This window comes from Streptomyces sp. NPDC048275 (genome assembly GCF_040652275.1).
Lineage (GTDB): Bacteria > Actinomycetota > Actinomycetes > Streptomycetales > Streptomycetaceae > Streptomyces.
Genome location: NZ_JBEZLR010000143.1, coordinates 1 through 19,719, shown reverse-complemented (window position 1 = coordinate 19,719; position 19,719 = coordinate 1). Strand labels below are relative to the sequence as shown.

16 protein-coding genes and 2 tRNA genes are annotated in these 19,719 nt (G+C 68.5%); 5 read left to right on the top strand and 13 right to left on the bottom strand.

The window, feature by feature from the left end; translation table 11 throughout:
* Positions 1–143: 143 nt before the first annotated feature.
* Entirely contained in the window at positions 144–2,768 is a 2,625-nt protein-coding gene (locus AB0D57_RS44110; RefSeq protein WP_362087714.1) for a valine--tRNA ligase, read from the bottom strand.
* 136 nt (positions 2,769–2,904) lie between these two features.
* On the opposite strand from AB0D57_RS44110, the gene AB0D57_RS44105 reads away from it, so the two are divergent.
* Positions 2,905–3,972, top strand: a complete 1,068-nt coding sequence (locus AB0D57_RS44105) for a hypothetical protein (protein WP_362087710.1) — start codon at positions 2,905–2,907, stop codon at positions 3,970–3,972.
* A 73-nt stretch (positions 3,973–4,045) separates the two neighbouring features.
* Here AB0D57_RS44105 and clpX read toward each other — a convergent pair whose 3' ends face one another.
* The 5 genes from clpX to AB0D57_RS44080 all read right to left on the bottom strand — a co-directional run bounded on the left by clpX (position 4,046) and on the right by AB0D57_RS44080 (position 9,066).
* Positions 4,046–5,332 carry an ATP-dependent Clp protease ATP-binding subunit ClpX gene (clpX, locus tag AB0D57_RS44100; protein WP_362087707.1) on the bottom strand — a complete coding sequence of 429 codons (1,287 nt, stop codon included), beginning with the start codon at positions 5,330–5,332 and terminating at the stop codon, positions 4,046–4,048.
* Positions 5,333–5,503: 171 nt separating this feature from the next.
* Positions 5,504–6,184: an ATP-dependent Clp protease proteolytic subunit gene (locus AB0D57_RS44095; protein ID WP_362087703.1), complete on the bottom strand. Its 681-nt coding sequence runs from the start codon at positions 6,182–6,184 to the stop codon at positions 5,504–5,506.
* 139 nt (positions 6,185–6,323) lie between these two features.
* The gene (locus AB0D57_RS44090; RefSeq protein WP_362087717.1) at positions 6,324–6,929 is read right to left on the bottom strand and encodes an ATP-dependent Clp protease proteolytic subunit; all 606 of its coding nucleotides are present in this window, start codon (positions 6,927–6,929) and stop codon (positions 6,324–6,326) included.
* A 449-nt stretch (positions 6,930–7,378) separates the two neighbouring features.
* The gene (gene tig, locus AB0D57_RS44085) at positions 7,379–8,773 is read right to left on the bottom strand and encodes a trigger factor (RefSeq protein WP_362087700.1); all 1,395 of its coding nucleotides are present in this window, start codon (positions 8,771–8,773) and stop codon (positions 7,379–7,381) included.
* Between the two features lie 216 nt (positions 8,774–8,989).
* Positions 8,990–9,066: transfer RNA gene (locus tag AB0D57_RS44080), tRNA-Pro, on the bottom strand.
* A 166-nt stretch (positions 9,067–9,232) separates the two neighbouring features.
* On the opposite strand from AB0D57_RS44080, the gene AB0D57_RS44075 reads away from it, so the two are divergent.
* Positions 9,233–9,303 (top strand) — tRNA-Gly (locus tag AB0D57_RS44075).
* 141 nt (positions 9,304–9,444) lie between these two features.
* Here AB0D57_RS44075 and AB0D57_RS44070 read toward each other — a convergent pair.
* The 3 genes from AB0D57_RS44070 to AB0D57_RS44060 all read right to left on the bottom strand — a co-directional run bounded on the left by AB0D57_RS44070 (position 9,445) and on the right by AB0D57_RS44060 (position 10,804).
* Positions 9,445–9,933 (bottom strand): VOC family protein, encoded by a 489-nt coding sequence (locus AB0D57_RS44070; RefSeq protein WP_362087696.1) that lies wholly within the window; start codon positions 9,931–9,933, stop codon positions 9,445–9,447.
* Positions 9,934–10,064: 131 nt separating this feature from the next.
* A complete protein-coding gene (locus tag AB0D57_RS44065; protein ID WP_362087693.1) occupies positions 10,065–10,526 on the bottom strand; it encodes a hypothetical protein in 462 nt (153 codons plus the stop codon).
* Positions 10,527–10,609: 83 nt separating this feature from the next.
* Positions 10,610–10,804, bottom strand: coding sequence for a hypothetical protein (locus AB0D57_RS44060; RefSeq protein WP_327428706.1), 195 nt, complete (start codon positions 10,802–10,804; stop codon positions 10,610–10,612).
* Positions 10,805–11,449: 645 nt separating this feature from the next.
* Between AB0D57_RS44060 and AB0D57_RS44055 the strand changes: the two genes are divergently transcribed.
* Entirely contained in the window at positions 11,450–12,703 is a 1,254-nt protein-coding gene (locus tag AB0D57_RS44055; protein WP_362087688.1) for an acyltransferase family protein, read from the top strand.
* A gap of 31 nt (positions 12,704–12,734) precedes the next feature.
* Here the strand turns inward: AB0D57_RS44055 and AB0D57_RS44050 are convergent, their stop codons facing one another.
* Both AB0D57_RS44050 and AB0D57_RS44045 read right to left on the bottom strand, forming a co-directional pair.
* A complete protein-coding gene (locus AB0D57_RS44050) occupies positions 12,735–13,190 on the bottom strand; it encodes an HD domain-containing protein (RefSeq protein WP_362087685.1) in 456 nt (151 codons plus the stop codon).
* 627 nt (positions 13,191–13,817) lie between these two features.
* A complete protein-coding gene (locus tag AB0D57_RS44045) occupies positions 13,818–14,990 on the bottom strand; it encodes a PP2C family protein-serine/threonine phosphatase (protein ID WP_362087682.1) in 1,173 nt (390 codons plus the stop codon).
* Positions 14,991–15,151: 161 nt separating this feature from the next.
* Between AB0D57_RS44045 and AB0D57_RS44040 the strand changes: the two genes are divergently transcribed.
* On the top strand, positions 15,152–16,381 hold the full coding sequence (locus AB0D57_RS44040) for a GNAT family N-acetyltransferase (RefSeq protein ID WP_362087679.1): 1,230 nt from the start codon (positions 15,152–15,154) through the stop codon (positions 16,379–16,381).
* 8 nt (positions 16,382–16,389) lie between these two features.
* Here AB0D57_RS44040 and AB0D57_RS44035 read toward each other — a convergent pair whose 3' ends face one another.
* Together AB0D57_RS44035 and AB0D57_RS44030 are read right to left on the bottom strand one after the other, a co-directional pair.
* Positions 16,390–17,202 carry a DNA-formamidopyrimidine glycosylase family protein gene (locus AB0D57_RS44035; protein WP_362087675.1) on the bottom strand — a complete coding sequence of 271 codons (813 nt, stop codon included), beginning with the start codon at positions 17,200–17,202 and terminating at the stop codon, positions 16,390–16,392.
* 172 nt (positions 17,203–17,374) lie between these two features.
* Complete coding sequence (locus AB0D57_RS44030; protein ID WP_362087672.1) at positions 17,375–17,860, bottom strand: ribose-5-phosphate isomerase; 486 nt, start codon at positions 17,858–17,860, stop codon at positions 17,375–17,377.
* 217 nt (positions 17,861–18,077) lie between these two features.
* Here AB0D57_RS44030 and AB0D57_RS44025 point away from each other — a divergent pair, with 217 nt between their 5' ends.
* A complete protein-coding gene (locus AB0D57_RS44025; RefSeq protein ID WP_362087669.1) occupies positions 18,078–19,586 on the top strand; it encodes an amino acid permease in 1,509 nt (502 codons plus the stop codon).
* Positions 19,587–19,719 lie beyond the last annotated feature (133 nt).

Here is a 19,719-nt window from a genome sequence, read left to right as displayed (position 1 = left end):
GTCAGCCTGTCCGGCGTTTGAGGACGAGCCCTTCGGGCGAAGGCGGGGGTCCAGGGGGCGCAGCGCCCCTGGCGGGGTCTGGGGCGGAGCCCCAGAAGGATGGGACGGGCAGGGGCGGCGGGGGCGAGAACCCCCGCCGTCGGCTACGCCTCCGGCAGACGGTTCAGCTGTTCCTGGATGCGGGCGATGTCCTCGTCCGCCTTGGCGAGCCGCGTACGGATCTTCTCCACGACGTTGTCCGGCGCCTTGGCGAGGAACGCCTCGTTGCCGAGCTTGGCGTTCGCCTGGGCCTTCTCCTTCTCGGCGGCGGCGAGGTCCTTGGCGAGCCGCTTGCGCTCGGCCGCGACGTCGATCGTGCCGGAGAGGTCCAGCGCGACCGTGGCCCCGCCGACCGGCAGGGTCGCCGTGGCCGCGAAGCCGTCACCCTCCGGCTGCAGCCGCAGCAGCTGCCGGATGGCCGCCTCGTGCGGGGCCAGGGCGGTCCCGTCGAGCGTCAGCCGGGCGGGAACCCGCTGCCCGGGCTGCAGGCCCTGGTCGGCGCGGAAGCGGCGGACCTCGGTGATGACCTGCTGGAGCGTCTCGATCTCGCGCTCGGCGGCGACGTCGCGGAAGCCCGAGTCCGTCGGCCAGTCCGCGATGACGACCGACTCGCCGCCCGTGAGGGTGGTCCACAGCGTCTCGGTCACGAACGGGACGACGGGGTGCAGGAGCCGCAGCGTGACGTCGAGAACCTCGCCGAGGACCCGACCGGAGACCTTCGCGGCGTCGCCGCCGCCCATGAACGTGGTCTTGGACAGCTCGACGTACCAGTCGAAGACCTCGTCCCACGCGAAGTGGAAGAGGGCGTCCGACAGCTTGGCGAACTGGTAGTCGTCGTAGAAGGCGTCGACTTCGGCGACCGTGGCGTTGAGGCGGGAGAGGATCCAGCGGTCGGTGGCCGACATCTCGGACGGCTCCGGCAGCGGGCCCTCGACGGTCGCGCCGTTCATCAGCGCGAAGCGCGTGGCGTTCCAGATCTTGTTGGCGAAGTTGCGGGAGCCCTGGACCCAGTCCTCGCCGATCGGGACGTCGACGCCGGGGTTGGCGCCGCGGGCCAGAGTGAACCTCAGGGCATCGGACCCGTACTTGTCCATCCAGTCCAGCGGGTTGACCGCGTTGCCGAAGGACTTCGACATCTTCTTGCCGAACTGGTCGCGGACCATGCCGTGCAGGGCGATGGTGTGGAACGGCGGGGTGCCGTCCATGGCGTACAGGCCGAACATCATCATCCGGGCGACCCAGAAGAAGAGGATGTCGTAGCCGGTGACCAGGACGGAGTTCGGGTAGAACTTCGCGAGGCTGTCGGTCTGTTCGGGCCAGCCGAGCGTGGAGAACGGCCACAGGCCGGAGGAGAACCAGGTGTCGAGAACGTCGGTGTCCTGCCGCCAGCCCTCGCCGGTCGGGGCCTCGTCGTCCGGTCCGACGCACACGATCTCACCGTTCGGCCCGTACCAGACGGGAATCCGGTGGCCCCACCACAACTGCCGTGAGATGCACCAGTCGTGGAGGTTGTCGACCCAGTCGAAGTACCGCTTCTCCATCTCCTGCGGGTGAATCTTGACGCGCCCGTCGCGCACCGCGTCACCGGCGGCCTTGGCGAGCGGGCCGACCTTGACCCACCACTGCATGGACAGCCGCGGCTCGATGGTGGTCTTGCAGCGCGAGCAGTGGCCGACCGAGTGGACGTAAGGCCGCTTCTCGGCGACGATCCGGCCCTCGGCGCGCAGCGCGGCGACGATGGCGGAACGGGCCTCCAGGCGGTCCAGGCCCTGGAAGGGGCCGGGGACCGTGATGACAGCGTGCTCGTCCATCACGGCGATGTTGGGCAGGTTGTGCCGCTGGCCGATCTCGAAGTCGTTCGGGTCGTGCGCCGGGGTGACCTTGACGGCACCCGTGCCGAACTCGGGGTCGACGTGCGTGTCGGCGACGACGGGGATGAAACGGTTGGTGAGCGGGAGGCGGATGGTCTTGCCGACGAGGTGCTTGTACCGCTCGTCGTCGGGGTGCACCGCGACGGCGGTGTCACCGAGCATGGTCTCGGCGCGGGTGGTGGCGACGACGATGGAGTCGTCCCCCTCCCCGTACTTCATCGAGACGAGCTCGCCGTCGTCGTCCTGGTACTCGACCTCGATGTCCGAGATGGCGGTGAGACAGCGCGGGCACCAGTTGATGATGCGCTCGGCGCGGTAGATCAGCTCGTCGTCGTAGAGCTTCTTGAAGATGGTCTGGACGGACTGGGAGAGCCCCTCGTCCATGGTGAAGCGCTCACGGGACCAGGCGACGCCGTCGCCGAGGCGGCGCATCTGCCCGGAGATCTGCCCGCCGGACTCGCCCTTCCACTGCCAAACGCGCTCGACGAACGCCTCGCGCCCCAGATCGTGCCGGGACTTGCCCTCCTTGCCCAGCTCCCGTTCGACGACGTTCTGCGTGGCGATACCGGCGTGGTCCATGCCGGGCTGCCACAGCGTCTCGTACCCCTGCATGCGCTTACGGCGGGTCAGGGCGTCGATGAGGGTGTGCTCGAAGGCGTGCCCGAGGTGCAGGCTGCCGGTGACGTTGGGCGGCGGGATGACGACGGTGTAGGGCGGCTTGTCGCTCTTCGCGTCCGCCTCGAAGTAACCGCGCTCTACCCAGCGCTCGTACAGCGTCCCCTCTACATCGGCCGGCGCGTACTGGGTCGGCAGTTCGGTGATGGGCGCTGATGGCTGCTGCTGAGCGTTCTCGGTCACGGGGTCAGTTTAGGGGCGTCACCGCCCTGTCCCGAAACACAGTTCTTTCGTAACGGTCCGTCCCCTGCCGCCGTGGCACCCCAGGGGTTACGCCAGGATGTCAGGAACACATAAGCATCTGGAGGGGAACCCAGAAATGAGCTACAACCAGCCGGGCCCGTACGGCGGGCCGCCCCAGCAGCCCGGACCCTACGGTCAGCCGGGCGGTCAGCCGGGCGGTCAGCCGGGCGGTCAGCCGGGCGGTCAGCCGGGCCCCTACGGCCAGCCGCCGCAGGCCCCTCCGCCGGGTCAGCCCGGCGGCCAGCCCGGCCAGCCCGGCCAGCCCGGCCAGCCCGGCCAGCCCGGTTACGGCTACCCGCAGCAGGCTCCCCCGCAGCCCGGCTACGGCTACCCCCAACAGGCCCCCCAGGGCGCCCCGCCCCAGACGCCGCCGTACGGCCAGCAGCCGGCGTACGGCCAGCCCCCGTACGGCCAGCAGCCCTACGGCGTCCCGCAGCCGCCCGCGCCGGGCGGCGGCAAGAAGAAGACCGCCCTCGTCATCGGCGCGGTGGCGGTCGTGGCGGCGATCGCCGTGGGGGCGTACTTCGTCATCGGTAGCGGTGGCGGTGGCGGTTCGATCGCGGACGACGGCGCGCACAAGCTGACCACCCCGGCGACGGTGCTCGACGGGACGTACAAGAAGGCCGCCGGCGCGGACGCCGACGCCCTGTCGGACGACGACATCAAGGACGTCGAGAAGTGGGGCGTCAAGGACCCGAAGGAGGTCAGCGGCAGCTATGAGAGCGGTTCCGGTCTCACCGCGAAGAACCTCACCTTCAATGGCGTGTACGGCACGATCGACGACCCCGAGGCCGTCGTGGACGCCTTGTTCGCCAAGCTGAAGTCGGAGGCCGCGAAGGAAGACGGCTCCGAGGACACCACGGGCAAGCTCATCGGGAGCCCGAAGGAGGTCACGCCCGCCGGCTTCGAGAACGGCATCATGAAGTGCCAGGTCGCCGAGATCACGAACACCGACCCGACCAGCACGAGCAGCACGACCCCCCAGACCGTGAGCATGCCGATCTGCGTCTGGGGTGACCACAGCACCGTGGCCCAGGTCGTGGCGATCGACATCGCCACCTTCGCCACCGGCAAGGGCGGTTCGGTGGACGACACCGCCGAGCTCGCCGCCAAGCTCCGCAAGGACGTCCGCGCCAAGGCCTGACCGGACACGTCGACGCCGAAGGGGCCCCGGTCGACCGGGGCCCCTTCGGCGTACGTCGTGCGCGGACCGGCGGCTACGCCGTCTTCTGCTCGCCCGGACCGCGGCCTCGCGCATCGCGCGGGATCAGCGTCGGGTTGACGTTCGACAGGACCACGTCGGCGGTGATGACGACGCGGGCCACGTCCTTGCGGGACGGGACTTCGTACATCACCGCCTGGAGGACCTCTTCCATGATGGCGCGCAGGCCGCGCGCGCCGGTCTGGCGGAGGATGGCCTGGTCGGCGATGGCCTCGAGGGCCTCGCGCTCGAAGTCCAGCTCCACGCCGTCGAGTTCGAACAGGCGCTGGTACTGCTTCACGAGGGCGTTGCGCGGCTCCACCAGGATCTGGAGGAGCGCCGGGCGGTCGAGGTTGTGGACCGAGGTGATGACGGGCAGTCGGCCGATGAACTCGGGGATCATGCCGAACTTCACCAGGTCCTCGGGCATGACGGCCTCGAACTGGTCCTTGGACTCGAGTTCCCGCTTCGAGCGGATCGTGGCACCGAATCCGATGCCCTTGGCGCCCGCTCGCGACTCGATGAGCTTCTCCAGGCCCGCGAAGGCGCCGCCCACGATGAACAGGACGTTCGTCGTGTCGATCTGGATGAACTCCTGGTGCGGGTGCTTGCGCCCGCCCTGCGGCGGGACCGAGGCCGTGGTGCCTTCGAGGATCTTCAGCAGGGCCTGCTGGACGCCCTCGCCGGACACATCACGCGTGATCGACGGGTTCTCGCTCTTGCGAGCCACCTTGTCGATCTCGTCGATGTAGATGATCCCGGTCTCGGCCTTCTTGACGTCGTAGTCCGCGGCCTGGATGAGCTTGAGGAGGATGTTCTCGACGTCCTCGCCGACGTATCCCGCTTCCGTCAGCGCCGTCGCGTCGGCGATGGCGAACGGAACGTTCAGCATGCGGGCGAGGGTCTGGGCGAGGAGCGTCTTGCCGGAGCCCGTGGGGCCCAGCAGGAGGATGTTGGACTTCGCCAACTCGATGGCGTCCTCGCGGTTTTGACCGCCGCCGTTCTCACCGGCCTGGACCCGCTTGTAGTGGTTGTACACCGCGACCGAGAGGGCCTTCTTGGCCGACTCCTGGCCGACGACGTACCCCTCGAGGAACTCGTAGATCTCGCGAGGCTTGGGGAGTTCCTCCCAGCGCACCTCGCTGGTCTCCGCGAGCTCTTCCTCGATGATCTCGTTGCAGAGATCGATGCACTCGTCGCAGATGTACACACCGGGCCCTGCGATGAGCTTCTTGACCTGCTTCTGGCTCTTGCCGCAGAACGAGCACTTGAGCAGATCGCCGCCGTCACCGATGCGTGCCACGGTGTGCTTCCCCTTCGCCTGGGAGACGCCTAGGTCCAGCGGCTCCTGGTGCTGCCTTATGTCCGACGGTACCTTGCCGAGCCCCCCGTTCGGGCCCCCCTTGGCGCGGTTCACTTTGTCGTGAACCGCGCCAAGGAACGGCAGACGAGCGGTAGACGATACAGCGATACGTCAGACCACAGCGGAGTTGTTCATCTTCCGGGTGGAGATGATCTGGTCGATCAGGCCGTACGCCAGCGCGTCCTCAGCGGTGAGGATCTTGTCGCGCTCGATGTCCTCGCGGATCTTCTCGATCGGCGTGGTCGAGTGCTTGGCCAGCATCTCTTCCAGCTGCGCACGCATCCGGAGGATTTCGTTCGCCGCGATTTCGAGGTCCGAGACCTGGCCGCGGCCGGTCTCGCTGTAGGGCTGGTGGATCAGCACGCGGGCGTTCGGAAGCGCCATGCGCTTGCCCGGCGTACCGGCCGCCAGCAGGATCGCGGCGGCCGAGGCGGCCTGGCCCATGCAGACCGTCTGGATGTCCGGCTTCACGAACTGCATCGTGTCGTAGATGGCCGTGAGGGCCGTGAACGAGCCACCGGGGCTGTTGATGTAGACGGAGATGTCACGGTCGGGGTCCATCGACTCCAGGCACAGCAGCTGCGCCATGACGTCGTTGGCGGAGGCGTCGTCGATCTGCACGCCGAGGAAGATCACGCGCTCCTCGAAGAGCTTCGCGTACGGGTCGTACTCACGCACGCCCTGCGAGGTGCGCTCGACGAAGCGCGGGATGACGTAGCGGGACTCCGCGCGAGGACCGGTGTACTCGGCCTGCGTGCGGGCGTAGAGGCCGCTGCCGGGGAAGTCGTTCACTGTGTCTCCTGAAGAGCCTGAAAAGGGCCGAGGCGGTGGCTGGGGACGCTGGAGAGGCTTTGCGCCGCCCTCGGAGGGCCCATGGAGCCCGTGGAAGGCGATGCGAGGCCCTGCGCCACCCTGGGGGCGCTGGAGGGGCTTACGCCGCCCCGGTGCCACCGCCGCCCGGCATACCGGCAGCGGTGGGCATGATGTCGTCGATGAGGCCGTACTCCTTGGCCTCGATCGGGTCGAACCAGCGGTCGCGGTCCGAGTCGCGGGTGACCTGCTCCACGGTCTGGCCGGTGTGGAAGGCGGTCAGCTCCGCCATCCGCTTCTTGGTGTGCAGCAGCCGCTCGGCGTGGATCTTGATGTCCGACGCGGAACCGGCGAGGCCGGCCGAGGGCTGGTGGATCAGGATCTCGGCGTTCGGCAGGGCGAAGCGCTTGCCGGGGGTGCCCGCGCTGAGCAGGAACTGCCCCATCGAGGCGGCCATGCCCATGGCGATCGTCACCACGTCGTTCTTGATGTACTGCATGGTGTCGTAGATCGCCATGCCGGCGGTGATCGATCCGCCGGGGCTGTTGATGTAGAGGTAGATGTCCTTGTCCGGGTCGGAGGCAAGGAGCAGCAGCTGCGCGGTGATCTTGTTGGCGATGTCGTCGTCGACCGCCTGGCCGAGGAAGATGATTCGCTCGCCGAGCAGCCGGTTGTAGACCTGGTCACCGAGACCACCACCGATGGGGTCGCCGGCGGCGGAGGGCATCAGATTCGTCACGTATCCACCTGCTCGTCTTACGACGGCGCCGGGCCGTCTCACGTCTTCTGCTGGGGCGTGGGACCCCGGTGCTCACCGCTCCGGGCGGTTTCGGGGACTCCCCTGCCCTCGTATTCATGGACCCTAACGCGCGGGCCCCTTCGGGGAATCCCGGAGAGGGAACTGTTCGCTGTGAGCGCATGCGCTCCGCCGGGTTGGGCAGCGGGTTTGGCGGGGCTCCGCCCCGTCAGGGGCGCGGGGCTGTGCCATATGCGGCTCCGCCGTGTGGGCGGGATCCGCCCCCACACGGCCGCGCTCGCGTCTGCCACGGACTGTGTCTCGGCGAGTGCGGCCTGTCGTGGGCTGAGCGCGCAGCTCCCGCACCCCTGACGGCCGACGGCCCCCGGGGACACAGGTGTCCTCGGGGGCCGTCTTACAGCTGCTGGAGCGCCGCAGGCTTACGCCTCGGTCTTCTCCTCGGCGGAGCCCTCGTCACCGTCGGTGACCTCGGCGGCGACCTCGGTCGCCGTCTCCGTCTCGTCCTCGTCCTCCAGGTCGACGATCTCGCCGTTCGTGTCCTTGACCGTGGCGGCCTCGACGACGACCGCGAGGGCCTTGCCGCGGGCTACCTCGCCGACGAGCATCGGAACCTGGCCGCCCTCGACGACGGCCTGGGCGAACTGGTCGGGGGACATGCCGGAGGAGGCCGCACGCCGCATGAGGTGCTCGGTGAGCTCCTCCTGGCTGACGTTCAGCTTTTCCTTGTTGACGAGCTCGTCAAGGACGAACTGCGTCTTGATGCCCTTGACCGCGGCTTCCTTGGTCTCGGCGTCGAACTCTTCCTCGGTCTTGCCCTGGATCTCCAGGTACTTCGCGAGGTCGAGGCCCATCTGGCCGAGCTGGTGGTGCTCGAGGTTGTGCTTACGGGTGTTGATCTCGTCCTCGAGCAGCTTCTCGGGGACGGGCACCTCGACCAGCTCGAGCAGCTTCTCCAGGACGCGCTCCTGGGCCTGCGTGGCCTGGTCGTACTGCTTCATGTTCTCGAGGCGCCCGCGGCTGTCCGCCTTGAGCTCCTCCAGGGTGTCGAACTCGGAGGCGAGCTGCGCGAAGTCGTCGTCCAGCTCGGGGAGTTCGCGGGCGGCGACCTGGCTGACCTTGACGGCGACCTCGGCCTCCTTGCCGGCCGCGGAACCGCCCTTGAGCTCGGAGGTGAAGGTGGCCTCGCCACCGGCCTCCAGGCCCTTCACGGCCTCGTCGATGCCGTCCAGCAGCTCACCGGAGCCGATGGTGTAGGAGACGTCGGAGGCGACGCCGTCCTCGAGTACCTCTCCGTCGACCTTGGCCTCGAGGTCGAGCGTGACGACGTCGCCGTCCTGGGCGGCACGCTCGACCGGCGAGGTGGACGCGAAGCGCTCACGGAGCTCCTCGACGGCCTTGTCGACGTCCTCGTCGCTGACCTCGACCGCGTCGACCTCGACCTCGATGCCGGAGTAGTCCGGGATCTCGATGGTCGGGCGGACGTCGACCTCGGCGGTGAAGTTCAGCGTCTCGCCGTCCTTCAACTCGGTGATGTCGACCTCGGGCTGGCCGAGGACGTTCAGCTCAGCCTCGTTGACCGCTTCGGTGTAGAACTTCGGGAGCGCGTCGTTGACGGCCTCTTCGAGCACGGCACCGCGACCGAACCGCTGGTCGATGACGCGCGCCGGGATCTTGCCCTTCCGGAAGCCCTTCACCGTGACCTGCTGGTTGATCTTCTTGTACGCCGCGTCGAGGCTGTCCTTGAGCTCCTCGAAGGGCACCTCGACAGTGAGCCGAACCCGGGTCGGGTTCAGGGTCTCCACGGCGCTCTTCACGGTTCGGTCTCCTTGTGGCTGACTTCTTGGGGGTTCTGCTGCGGGGGTTCTGCTGCGTTCTTCTGCCGAGTCGAGCAGAGCCTCAGCGGATTCGCGGCCCTTGAGAGACGTAACAGTGCAGACACACGGGCGCGCAACCTGCATAGTAGCCGCAGGCAGTACGCGCCCCAAAAGGCGATCTTGAGATCTTGGCCGTGACCTGCCAGTTCTCGCTGATGGTCGGGGTGGCGGGATTTGAACCCACGGCCTTCCGCTCCCAAAGCGGACGCGCTACCAAGCTGCGCCACACCCCGTCGGTGCGACACGTAGGGTACATGCCCGCAGACAGTGCGGCTGCCGCATTTCACGAGCGCCCCCGGCGCGGCGGACGGGGTGTGCGGTGAAGGGTGGCGACCCGCTACGATGCCTCCTGTGCCGCGCTCGCTGACCAGCGGATGAGCGTCGTGCGGTGCAACCTGTGCGGGCGTAGCTCAATGGTAGAGCACTAGTCTTCCAAACTAGCTACGCGGGTTCGATTCCCGTCGCCCGCTCTGTACGGCTCAGGGCCAGGTCAGAGGATGATTCCTCCGACCTGGCCCTGATCGTTTCCGGGGACCTCGGCCACCCCTCCGTGGCCGTTCTTGCGGGCGAGCATGTATGCGGCGCACCAGTGGCGCTCCGGGGCCGTCGGCTCACCGTCCGGGCAGTCGCACCTGGACCTCTTGCAGCAACCACCCATTGCCGTCCGGGTCACTGAACGAGGCGTATGAGGCGTAGCTGCGACGCTCCGGATCGGGGCCCTCCACCGCTTCCTGGACGCCGTTGTCGTAGACCTGGTGGAAGACTTCGCTCACATCGACGCCCCTGCCGACCAGGTCGGCGCGGGCCCGGTCGATGTCGAAGACCACGAGGTAGAGGCCCTGGGCGGAGCCCGGTGCGACGGAGGTGACCCCGTGGCCGAAGATGACCGAGCCCACGGACCCCGGTGGCGTCACCTGCACGATCCGGAACTCCGGGCCGGCTTCGTAGTCCGCGTCGAGCCGCCACCCCAGGTTCCGGTAGAAGCGCAGGGCACGGTCGACGTCAGCCACCGGGATGACGATGGCCTCGAGGCTCATATTGATGGTCGGATCTTTGACGACGTCCGTTGCGTTGTCCTGATGTGCGTGCAGGGTGCTCACGTCGACCTCCCGTGACGGATGCCCGGCTCGGCCATGACCCCTGACAAGCCACCAGCGGCGGGAACCCGAGCGCCGACTCGGGGCCATCCGTTCTGGGCCATCCGCGGACCGGCCGATGTCACAATTGTCACTTACTGGACAAAGCCTGGCGCGCTGATCTCACCCTCCCCCGCGTGCCCGATCGAGGGGCGAGCGACGGGGAAACCACGGGGAACGACGGCGGTGGCAGTGACCGGCTCCGCGATCGCGTCGAAGTACTGCCATCCGTCCACTTCGACCACCCACTCGGATGCGAGGCGGTCCAGGCTGGGCGTGGCGGCGTCCAGGAAGCGGCGGACCGTGCCGGGCTCGTAGAGATTGAGGTAGCTGCGGTCCGGGAGACGCATCACGGCTCCGGAGTCGAAGTAGCAGTTCGAGATGACCCGATCCGAGCCCGGCCGGAAAACCAGAGCCAGCCGGCGTCGCGCGCCCTCGGGGCAGAGGGAGCGCGTGAGGCTGCAGTCCTCGTAGGCGGGCTTCAACCGCTGCCGGACCATCCAGTGCCAGGTCGCGTCGCCCACGACAAGGCGGCGAAGACGTCGGTCGTTCTTCACCGGGGCAGCGTAAGCGGCCAACGGGATACGCGCTCGGGCATTTCACGTCGGCCGGTTTCCGGTCGGGCTCACACCCGTCCCGCTCAGAAACTGATCGAGTTGATCGTCTCCGCTATCGAGTCGAGGAACCGTTGGATGGACGGAGCCATACCGGTCGACGCGAGGAAGAAGCCGAAGAGCACCGCGACGACGGCGGGCCCCGCCTTGATCGATCCCCCTCGGATCAACACCACGAGGATGATCGCCAACAGCAGTACCACTGATAGTGAGATGGCCACAACTGATCACACCCTACGGTCGGTCCGCTCTCCCGGCCCGGGGGTGCCACCCCAACACACCCCCGCCAGAACCATCGTGCCACCAACCCGGCTTCCGTATGCCGCAGGTGACGCATCGTCGGCCACGGGCATCCGGCTCCCGTGCCCCCGCACCCCTCGCGACCGATGAACTGCGGGGCTCCGCACTGCAATTCGAGAGTGCACCCGCACGGGAAACCAGAGGGACCGTTGCCGTGTCCACACATCCTGTTCGCAGGTAATTCGAATTGCTGCCACAGACACATCGAGGATGCCGAAGGCCCGGTCGACGACGGGTCATTAAAGACCAATGAAGCGGACATTTCACCAGAGTCGCCCGCGAGCCTTATGCACCATTTAGTCATGACGAATGAGGACAGAACGACCTCATGGCAGTCTCGCAACGACCTCACCGGTGAGCAAATCCATATGCGGATCCACTGGCGATCCGACAGGCAGACATCTTCAAATCCCGGGTACTCGCAGGCGATAAGCAGGAATGACATCGAGAGTTTTACGAAGACGCACAGACAGCGCTAGGGTGCCTCAGATGTTCCACGCCGCCTCGTCCCCCGTAAGCGCAGCGAGGTCCCGGATCGTCTCCCCCAGTTCCTGGTGGGAGGGTCTGTGACCAACTCGCTGCGACCGCCCGGCCGAAATCGAGCGCCGCTCCCCCCGGCACAGCAGTCGGCGGAGGGAGTGCTCAGTCCGCGCTCACCCCGGAATCAGGCCTCGAAGACCGCTACCCAGACCGCTTCGAAGGCGGCCGTCACCGGCTCCGCTCCGGGTGCCGAACCCGGCAGGCAGCGCGACGCCTTCTTCGACAACGCCAAGTACCTGGCGATCGTGCTCGTGGCCATGGGCCACGCCTGGGAGCCCCTGAAGAGCCAGAGCCGCATCCTCGAAGCCGCGTACACGATCGTCTACGCCTTCCATATGCCGGCCTTCATCATCATCTCCGGCTACTTCTCGCGCAGTTTCGACATGCGTCCCGACCGGCTCAAGCGGCTGGTGACCGGTGTCGCCGTGCCCTACATCGTCTTCGAAGTGGCGTACGTCCTCTTCAAGCGCTGGGCCGACGACGATCCGACCCTGCCGATCAGCCTGCTCGATCCCTGGTATCTCACCTGGTTCCTGTGCGCGCTCCTCATCTGGCGATTGACAACGCCCCTGTGGAAACTGGTGCGTTGGCCGCTGCCGCTCGCGCTGGTCATCGCCATGCTCGCGTCCGTCTCGCCGGACATCGGTGACGACCTGGACCTGCAACGCGTACTGCAGTTCCTGCCGTTCTTCGTCCTGGGGCTGGTCATGAAGCCCGAGCACTTCCAGCTGGTGCGCCGCCGCGAGGTGCGCGTCCTGTCGGTGCCCGTCTTCGCCGCCGCGCTGGCCGTGGGCTGGTGGGCGGTGCCGCGGATGAACACGGCCTGGTTCTACCACCGTGACAGCGCGCAGGAACTGGGCCACCAGTGGTGGGTCGGCCCGGTGATGGTGTGCGTGCTCTTCAGCTGCTCGCTGCTGCTCACGGCGTGCTTCTACTCCTGGGTGCCGCGCCGCAAGATGTGGTTCACCGCTCTCGGCGCGGGCACGCTGTACGGCTATCTGCTGCACGGATTCCTGGTCAAGGGCGGCACCTACTGGGGCTGGTTCGACCACGCGTGGCTGCACCGGCCGCTCGGCGAGATCTTCGTGACGCTTGTCGCGGGTGCGGTCGTCACGCTGCTGTGCACGGCGCCGATCCGGCGGATCTTCCACTTCGCGATGGAGCCCAGGATGGAGTGGGCGTTCAAGCGGGACGCGGCGGAACTGGCCCGGGAACGGGCCGGTTCCGGTTCCGGTTCCGGTTCCGGTTCCGGTTCCGGTTCCGGTTCCGGCAGAGCGTAGGCGGTCTCGCGGGTCTCGCCGTCTCGCGGCCTCATCCCGGTGGGAGGTCGAGCAGCGTCCGCATGGCGGCGTACTTCTTCGTCAGCCGTGCGCGGGTGTGTTCGTCGAGGGCCGCGAGCCGGGCAGGGTCGGCGTTGTGCGCCAGGTCCGACGCCTTGACCACGAGGGCCCCCGGAGTCGTGCGAATGCGTTTCGCGTACGACTCCGGGGGCTCTCCGTCGCGTTTGGTGAGCGCCAGCACGATGTCCTTCGTACGGCGGGTCAGTGCGGCCTCGTGCAGCCAGTCCTCGGAGAGTGCGTCGTCCTCGACGGCGTCGTGCAGCCAGGCCGCGGCTATCTGTTCGTCGTCGCCACCTCGCTCGCGGACGCCGTCCGCGACGGCCTGCAGGTGCTCGGCGTACGGCCGACCCGCCTTGTCGGTCTGGGCGGCGTGCGCCTCGCGGGCGAGGGCCTCGACTTCGGCCAGGGTCAGGAGAGTTTGCGTCACTCCCCCAGTGTCTCTCGAACAGGGGGGAGGGTTTCGTTCGTTCGCCCCCGCCGCCCCTACCCTCCCCCATCATCCCTGGGGGCTCCGCCCCCAAACCCCCACCGCTGCGCTCCCCGGCCCCCACCTTGGGCTGCGCCCCCTGGACCCCTGCCGTGGGCTGCGCCCTCTGGTCCCCCGCCGTGAGGCTCCGCCCCCTGAAAACCCCCACCGTGAGGCTCCGCCCCCTGGACCGCCGCCGTGGGCTGCGCGCCCTGGCCCCGCCGTGAGGCTCCGCCCCCTGAAACCCCCACCGTGAGGCTCCGCCCTCTGGACCCCCGCCGTGGGCTGCGCCCTCTGGCCCCGCCGTGAGGCTCCGCCCCCCTGGAACCCGCCGTGAGGCTCTGCCCCCTGAAACCCCCGCCATCGCCCGAAGGGCTTGTCCTCAAACGCTGGACGGGCTGGATGTCCCCGGCCGGGGATGAAAGGCCCCCGCCGGGGGTGGGGACTCTCAGCGCCGGGCCGCAGCCCTTCAGCCCGTCCGGCGTTTGAGGACGAGGCCGTTCAGGCCGAACGGGGGTCTGGGGGCGGAGCCCCCAGGAACGGGATGATGGGGGAGGGTAGGGGCGGCGGGGCGAGGAAAGTCGGTCGTCAGCGGGTTGGCGCTGGGGCCTCTCGGCAGATCAGGAGTAGCGCACGGTCGTCGTTCACGTCCTTGGCCACCGCCTCGATGAGGTGCCAGGCGGCCCCCTGGAAGCCACCGGCGACATAACGATCGGCCTCACCGGTGAGCCGGTCGATCCCCTCCACGATGTCGCGGTCGGAGGTTTCCACCAGACCGTCGGTGAACAGCATCAGGACATCACCAGGACGCAGCGAACCCTTCACGGAGTCGAACTGCGCGCCGTCGTACACCCCGAGGAGCGGACCTTCCGCGACCTTCTCCTCCCAGCGGCCGCTGCCCGCGCTGAGCTGGAGCCCCGGCGGGTGCCCGGCGGAGAAGAGCTCGTAGTCGCCGGAGTCGAGGTCGAGGACCAGGTGGATCGAGGTGGCGAACCCCTCGTCCCAGTCCTGGCGGAGAAGGTAGCCGTTCGCGGCGGGGAGGAAGGCATGGGGCGCGAGCGATCCCAGGAGGCCGCCGAACGCACCGGACAGCAGCAGCGCCCGCGACCCCGCGTCCATGCCCTTGCCGGAGACGTCGGTGAGGACGACTTCGAGGGTCCGGCCGCCGTTGGTACGGGCGGCCACCACGAAGTCCCCGGAGAACGACTGCCCGCCCGCCGGCCGCAGCGCCATCTCGCGATGCCAGCCCAGCGGCAGCTTCGGCAGCTTGCTCTGTACCCGGATCCGTTCGCGCAGGTCGAAGAGCATGGTGCCGCCGCGCCGCCAGGGCACGCCGACGCGGCTGCGGAACTGTGCGATCAGCAGGCCGAAGAAGCCGCAGGCGGCGACCACCAGCACCACGCCCGGCGTCACCCGGGACGGGCCCTCCGTGTACGGGCCGAGTTTCACGGACTCCACTATCAGCGCGGTGGCGGCGGCCGCGTACAGACCGAGCAGGCTGGCGGGGCGCAGGAGGAGGCCTCCGGCCACGATCGGGAGGACCAATGCCGCCGGTGAGCACCAGACCGAGTTGGCCAGCGTCGTCGCCGCGATCACGGGGATGGTGAGGAGCAGACCGGCCAGCGCGATCCAGTCGGAACCGTCTCCGCGGAAGTAGTCCACGGCGGATCTGCGCAGGCCGGTGCGGGCCCGGTGCCACTGCTTCTTCAACCGGGCCGTGAACGTATCGGCTTCCGCGCGCCGCTCTCGTCCTGCTGCCATTAGTTCGGGACCCTATCCATCGGACCAGGTGCTTGGCACGGGAGGTCCCACTTGTCCCCCGTCCGAGCGCTCAACATCACAGCGAACTGCACGGCGGGCCCCCCTTCCGGCCGGGTGGAAATCCCCTCGCTCGTACCGCATTGCCCTGGTAGGCATGGCTTATGACGACTGACTTGCGGGTGCTGCGGCAGGACGACTGGGATACGTGGTACGACAACCTGCTCCGCGCCTTCGGCGGGATGAGTGAGTCGTCCGAGGAGCGCGAGCTGTCGAGCGCGCTCACAGAGTACGACCGTTCCCTGGGTGTCTGGGACGGCAACGAGTGCGTGGGCACCGCGAGTGCCTTCTCCTTCCGGGTCACCGTCCCCGGCGGCGCCTGCGTACCGGCGGCGGGCATCACGATGGTGAGCGTCGCGGCCACACACCGGCGGCGCGGGCTGCTGACGTCCATGATGCGGCGACAGTTGGACGACATCCGCTCGTGGGGCGAACCGCTCGCCGTCCTGACCGCCTCGGAGCCGGTGATCTACGGCCGGTTCGGCTACGGCATCGCGACACACCAGCACAACGTCGAGATCGACACGACCCGGGTCCGGCTGTCCGTCCCGCCCGGCACCGATGACGTACGGCTGCGGTACGCCGCGCCGGCCGACGTGCTCGACGCGTGCGAGGCGGTGTACGCACGGCTGGTTCCGGGGCGGCCCGGCATGCTGGCGCGGCAGCCCGGCTGGGATCGGGCGATGCTGCTGGACCCGGAAGACGGGCGGGACGGCGCCTCGCCGTTGCAGTGCGTGGTCGCCGAGCGGGACGACGCGGTCGTCGGCTACGCCCGGTACCGGATCAAGCGGGGCCACGATCACGGCGGCGCCAGGAACACGGTCGTCCTGGAAGAACTGGAGGCACTCGGCCCGGCCGCGCACGCGGCGCTGTGGCGGTTCCTCTTCGACATCGACCTCGCCTCCACGCTCCGTGCCCGCAACCGCCCCGTGGACGAGGCCTGGCAGCACATGGTGTCCGACATCCGCCGCTGCGGTGTGCGGACGCGGGACTCACTGCACGTACGGCTCGTCGATGTCGGCGCCGCGCTGGAGGCGCGGACGTATCAGGCGCCGGTGGACGTGGTGTTCGAGGTCGAGGACGCGTTCTGCCCCTGGAACGAGGGGCGTTGGCGGCTCACCGGCGACGCCAAGGGCGCGATCTGCGCGCGTACGGGTGACACGGCCGATCTCTCGCTGTCCGTACGGGAGTTGGGCACGGCATATCTCGGCGGGGCGTCACTGACCTCGCTCGCGGCGGCGGGGCGGGTGCGCGAGCTGCGGCAGGGGGCGCTGACGGAGGCCTCGGTGGGGTTCTCGTCGACGGTCGCGCCCTGGCTGCCGCACGGGTTCTGAGCGCACGGTCAGGTTTTTTGGCAGGTCGGGCACCAGAAGAGATTGCGGGCGGCGAGACCGGCGGTGCGGATCTCGCCGCCACAGATGTGACAGGGCTGGTTCGCCCTGCGGTACACGTAGACCTCGCCGCCGTGGTCGTCCACGCGCGGTGGGCGGCCCATGGCCTCGGGCGTGTGTTCCAGGCGGACGGTGTCGATGCGGTTGTTGCGGACGCCTTCGCGCATCAGCGCGACGAGGTCCGCCCAGATCGCGTCCCACTCCTTGGGAGTGATCTCCTTGCCCACGCGGTACGGGTCGATGCCGTGCCGGAAGAGGACCTCCGCGCGGTAGACATTGCCCACACCCGCGATGATCTTCTGGTCCATGAGGAGGGCGGCGATCGTCGTACGGCTGCGGGAGACGCGGTGGTACGCGGCCGACGGGTCGGCGTCGGGGCGCAGCGGATCCGGACCCAGACGGTCGTGTATCGCCTGTTTCTCGTCGTCCGTGATCAGGGCGCAGGTGGTGGGGCCGCGCAGATCGACGTACGAGGTGGGGTTCGCGAGACGGAGGCGGACCGTTTCGGTGGGTGGCGGGGCGGGGGCGTCGCCGAAGTTCACCTTGCCGAAGAGGCCGAGGTGGATGTGGATCCAGTCCGTAGCGCCGCGGAAGGCCAGGAAGAGGTGTTTGCCGTGGGCTTCCGTGTGGTCGAGAGCGGCGCCGTCGAGGAGGGTGGCGGCGTCGGCGAACTTGCCCTGCGGGCTGGTCACGCGGGTGGGTGTGCCGCCGAACCTGGCCGCGTAGTCCTCGGCCAGGCGGTGAATCGTGTGCCCCTCGGGCACGGGGTCCTCCTGTTTGTACGGGGTGGCCGGCGGCGGCTCGGGGGTGTGATCGCCCCCGCCGCCCCTACCCGTCCCATCCCCGGGGGCTCCGCCCCCCGGACCCCCGGCTGGTGGTTCTTTTGCTGCGGGAGAGTGGGGGGCTGGGCGCGCAGTTCCCCGCGCCCCTTAAGGGCTACGACTGCGGGTGGTGGGCCGGGATGGGCGGCAGGGTGCCCGTCGTCTCGTACGCCGAGAGCATGTCGATGCGGCGGATGTGACGCTCGTCACCGGAGAACGGCGTACCGAGGAAGGTCTCGACGAACTTGGTCGCCTCTTCCTGGGTGTGCATGCGCGCGCCGACAGCCACGACGTTGGCGTTGTTGTGCTGGCGGCCCAGCGCCGCCGTCTCCTCGCTCCAGGCGAGCGCGGCACGCACCCCGTCCACCTTGTTCGCGGCGATCTGCTCACCGTTGCCCGAGCCGCCGATCACGATGCCGAGGGCGTCGGGGTCGGCCGCCGTACGCTCCGCGGCGCGCAGGCAGAACGGCGGATAGTCGTCCTGGGCGTCGTAGATGAGGGGCCCGCAGTCGACGGGCTCGTGGCCGGCGGCCTTGAGCCACTCGACGAGGTGGTTCTTGAGTTCGAGACCGGCATGATCGGAGCCGAGATACACGCGCATGCTCCGAGTGTGACACGCCTGTTTCGGGCCGGTCTCACGGGGTGCCGCCGACGAAAACTGTGAGCAACGCTACAAACCTAATGGAAAGCTCAAGTAACGATCTGGATTCAGAGGTTCACGAATCTCTTTACCTCGGATTCACTGGACCGGCTTGTCACACCGCTCGCACGAGTCCCCACCTCACTCGTGCGCACCCGGCGCAAAGGATTCCCCCTTCATGACCTCGCAGCCGACCCCCACAAAGGCCGCAAGCGGCCCCGGAGGCCCCGAAGAACCCGGTGGCCTCCACGCCGGACTCAAGAACCGTCACCTCTCCATGATCGCCATCGGTGGTGTCATCGGAGCCGGGCTCTTCGTGGGCTCCAGCTCCGGTATCGCCACCGCCGGACCCGGCATCCTTCTGTCGTACGCCCTCGTCGGCACGCTCGTGGTGCTGGTGATGCGGATGCTCGGCGAGATGTCCGCCGCCAATCCGACCTCCGGCTCGTTCTCCGCCCACGCCGACCGCGCGCTCGGGCGCTGGGCCGGATTCTCGATCGGCTGGCTGTACTGGTTCTTCTGGGTGGTCGTACTCGCCGTCGAGGCGACCGCCGGGGCCAAGATCCTCGAAGGGTGGATTCCCGCCGTTCCGCAGTGGGGGTGGGCGCTCATCGTGATGATCGTGCTCACTGCGACCAACCTTGTCTCCGTCGGCTCGTACGGTGAATTCGAGTTCTGGTTCGCCGGGATCAAGGTCGTGGCGATCGGCGCGTTCATCGTGGTCGGCGGGCTGGCCATCTTCGGAGTGCTGCCGGGCGTCGACGCCCAGCAGGCCGGCCTCGGGAACCTCACCGACCACGGCGGCTTCCTGCCCAACGGGCCCGGCGCGATTCTCACCGGCGTGCTCCTGGTCGTCTTCTCCTTCATGGGCAGTGAGATCGCGACCCTCGCGGCCGGCGAGTCCGAGGACCCGCAGCGGGCCGTCACCAAGTCCACGAACAGCATCATCTGGCGGATCGGCGTCTTCTACCTCGGCTCGATCTTCGTCATCGTGGCCCTGCTTCCGTGGAACGACCCGTCCATCAAGGACAAGGGCTCGTACGTCGCCGCCCTCGACTCCCTCGGTATCGCCAACGCCGGTCAGATCATGAACTTCATCGTGCTGACGTCCGTGCTGTCCTGTCTCAACTCCGGGCTCTACACGGCCTCCCGCATGGCCTTCTCGCTCGGTCGGCGCGGGGACGCGCCCAAGGCCTTCGCGAAGACGACCTCGCGCGGTGTGCCGCTGGCCGCCATCGTCGTCTCGGTCGTCTTCGGCTTCGTGGCCGTCTTCTTCAACTACAAGTTCCCGGACTCGGTCTTCCTCTTCCTGGTCAACTCCTCCGGCGCGGTGGCCCTGTTCGTCTGGCTGGTCATCTGCTTCTCCCAGCTGCGGATGCGGAAGATCATCCAGCGCGAGTCGCCGGAGAAGCTCGTCGTGAAGATGTGGCTGTACCCGTACCTGACCTGGGCGGCGGCCGCACTGATCGTCTTCGTGCTCGGCTACATGCTCACCGACACGGAGCACGACGGGCGCGAGACCGTACTGCTGTCGCTGCTCGTCGCCGCGGTGGTGCTGGCGATCGCCCTGGTGAAGGAGAAGCTGCGCGGCGGGGCCAAGGCGGCGAAGGCCGCGGGCACCGATACGGGAGCCGGTGTGCCGCTGACTGACGGAGAGCCGGCCGACGCCGTGTCCGACGCTCGCTGAGCGCGGTGGCATGAGGGGAGGGGGTCCGGGACAGTGCGGTCGCACTGTCCGAGTTGAACATCCGGTTCCAGCCGGTCTCTTCGGCTCGCCCCCCGGCTACGTGGGGTACGAAGAGGGCGGCCAGCTGACCGAG

Excerpts from the sequence above, each read along its gene's own strand:
- AB0D57_RS44090 (WP_362087717.1), bottom strand. The coding sequence starts at position 6,929 with ATGCCCTCCGCCGCCGGCGACCCCATCGGTGGTGGTCTCGGTGACCAG.
- AB0D57_RS44030 (WP_362087672.1), bottom strand. The coding sequence starts at position 17,860 with ATGCGCGTGTATCTCGGCTCCGATCATGCCGGTCTCGAACTCAAGAAC.
- AB0D57_RS44045 (WP_362087682.1), bottom strand. The coding sequence starts at position 14,990 with ATGGCAGCAGGACGAGAGCGGCGCGCGGAAGCCGATACGTTCACGGCC.
- AB0D57_RS44025 (WP_362087669.1), top strand. The coding sequence starts at position 18,078 with ATGACCTCGCAGCCGACCCCCACAAAGGCCGCAAGCGGCCCCGGAGGC.
- AB0D57_RS44040 (WP_362087679.1), top strand. The coding sequence starts at position 15,152 with ATGACGACTGACTTGCGGGTGCTGCGGCAGGACGACTGGGATACGTGG.
- AB0D57_RS44105 (WP_362087710.1), top strand. The coding sequence starts at position 2,905 with ATGAGCTACAACCAGCCGGGCCCGTACGGCGGGCCGCCCCAGCAGCCC.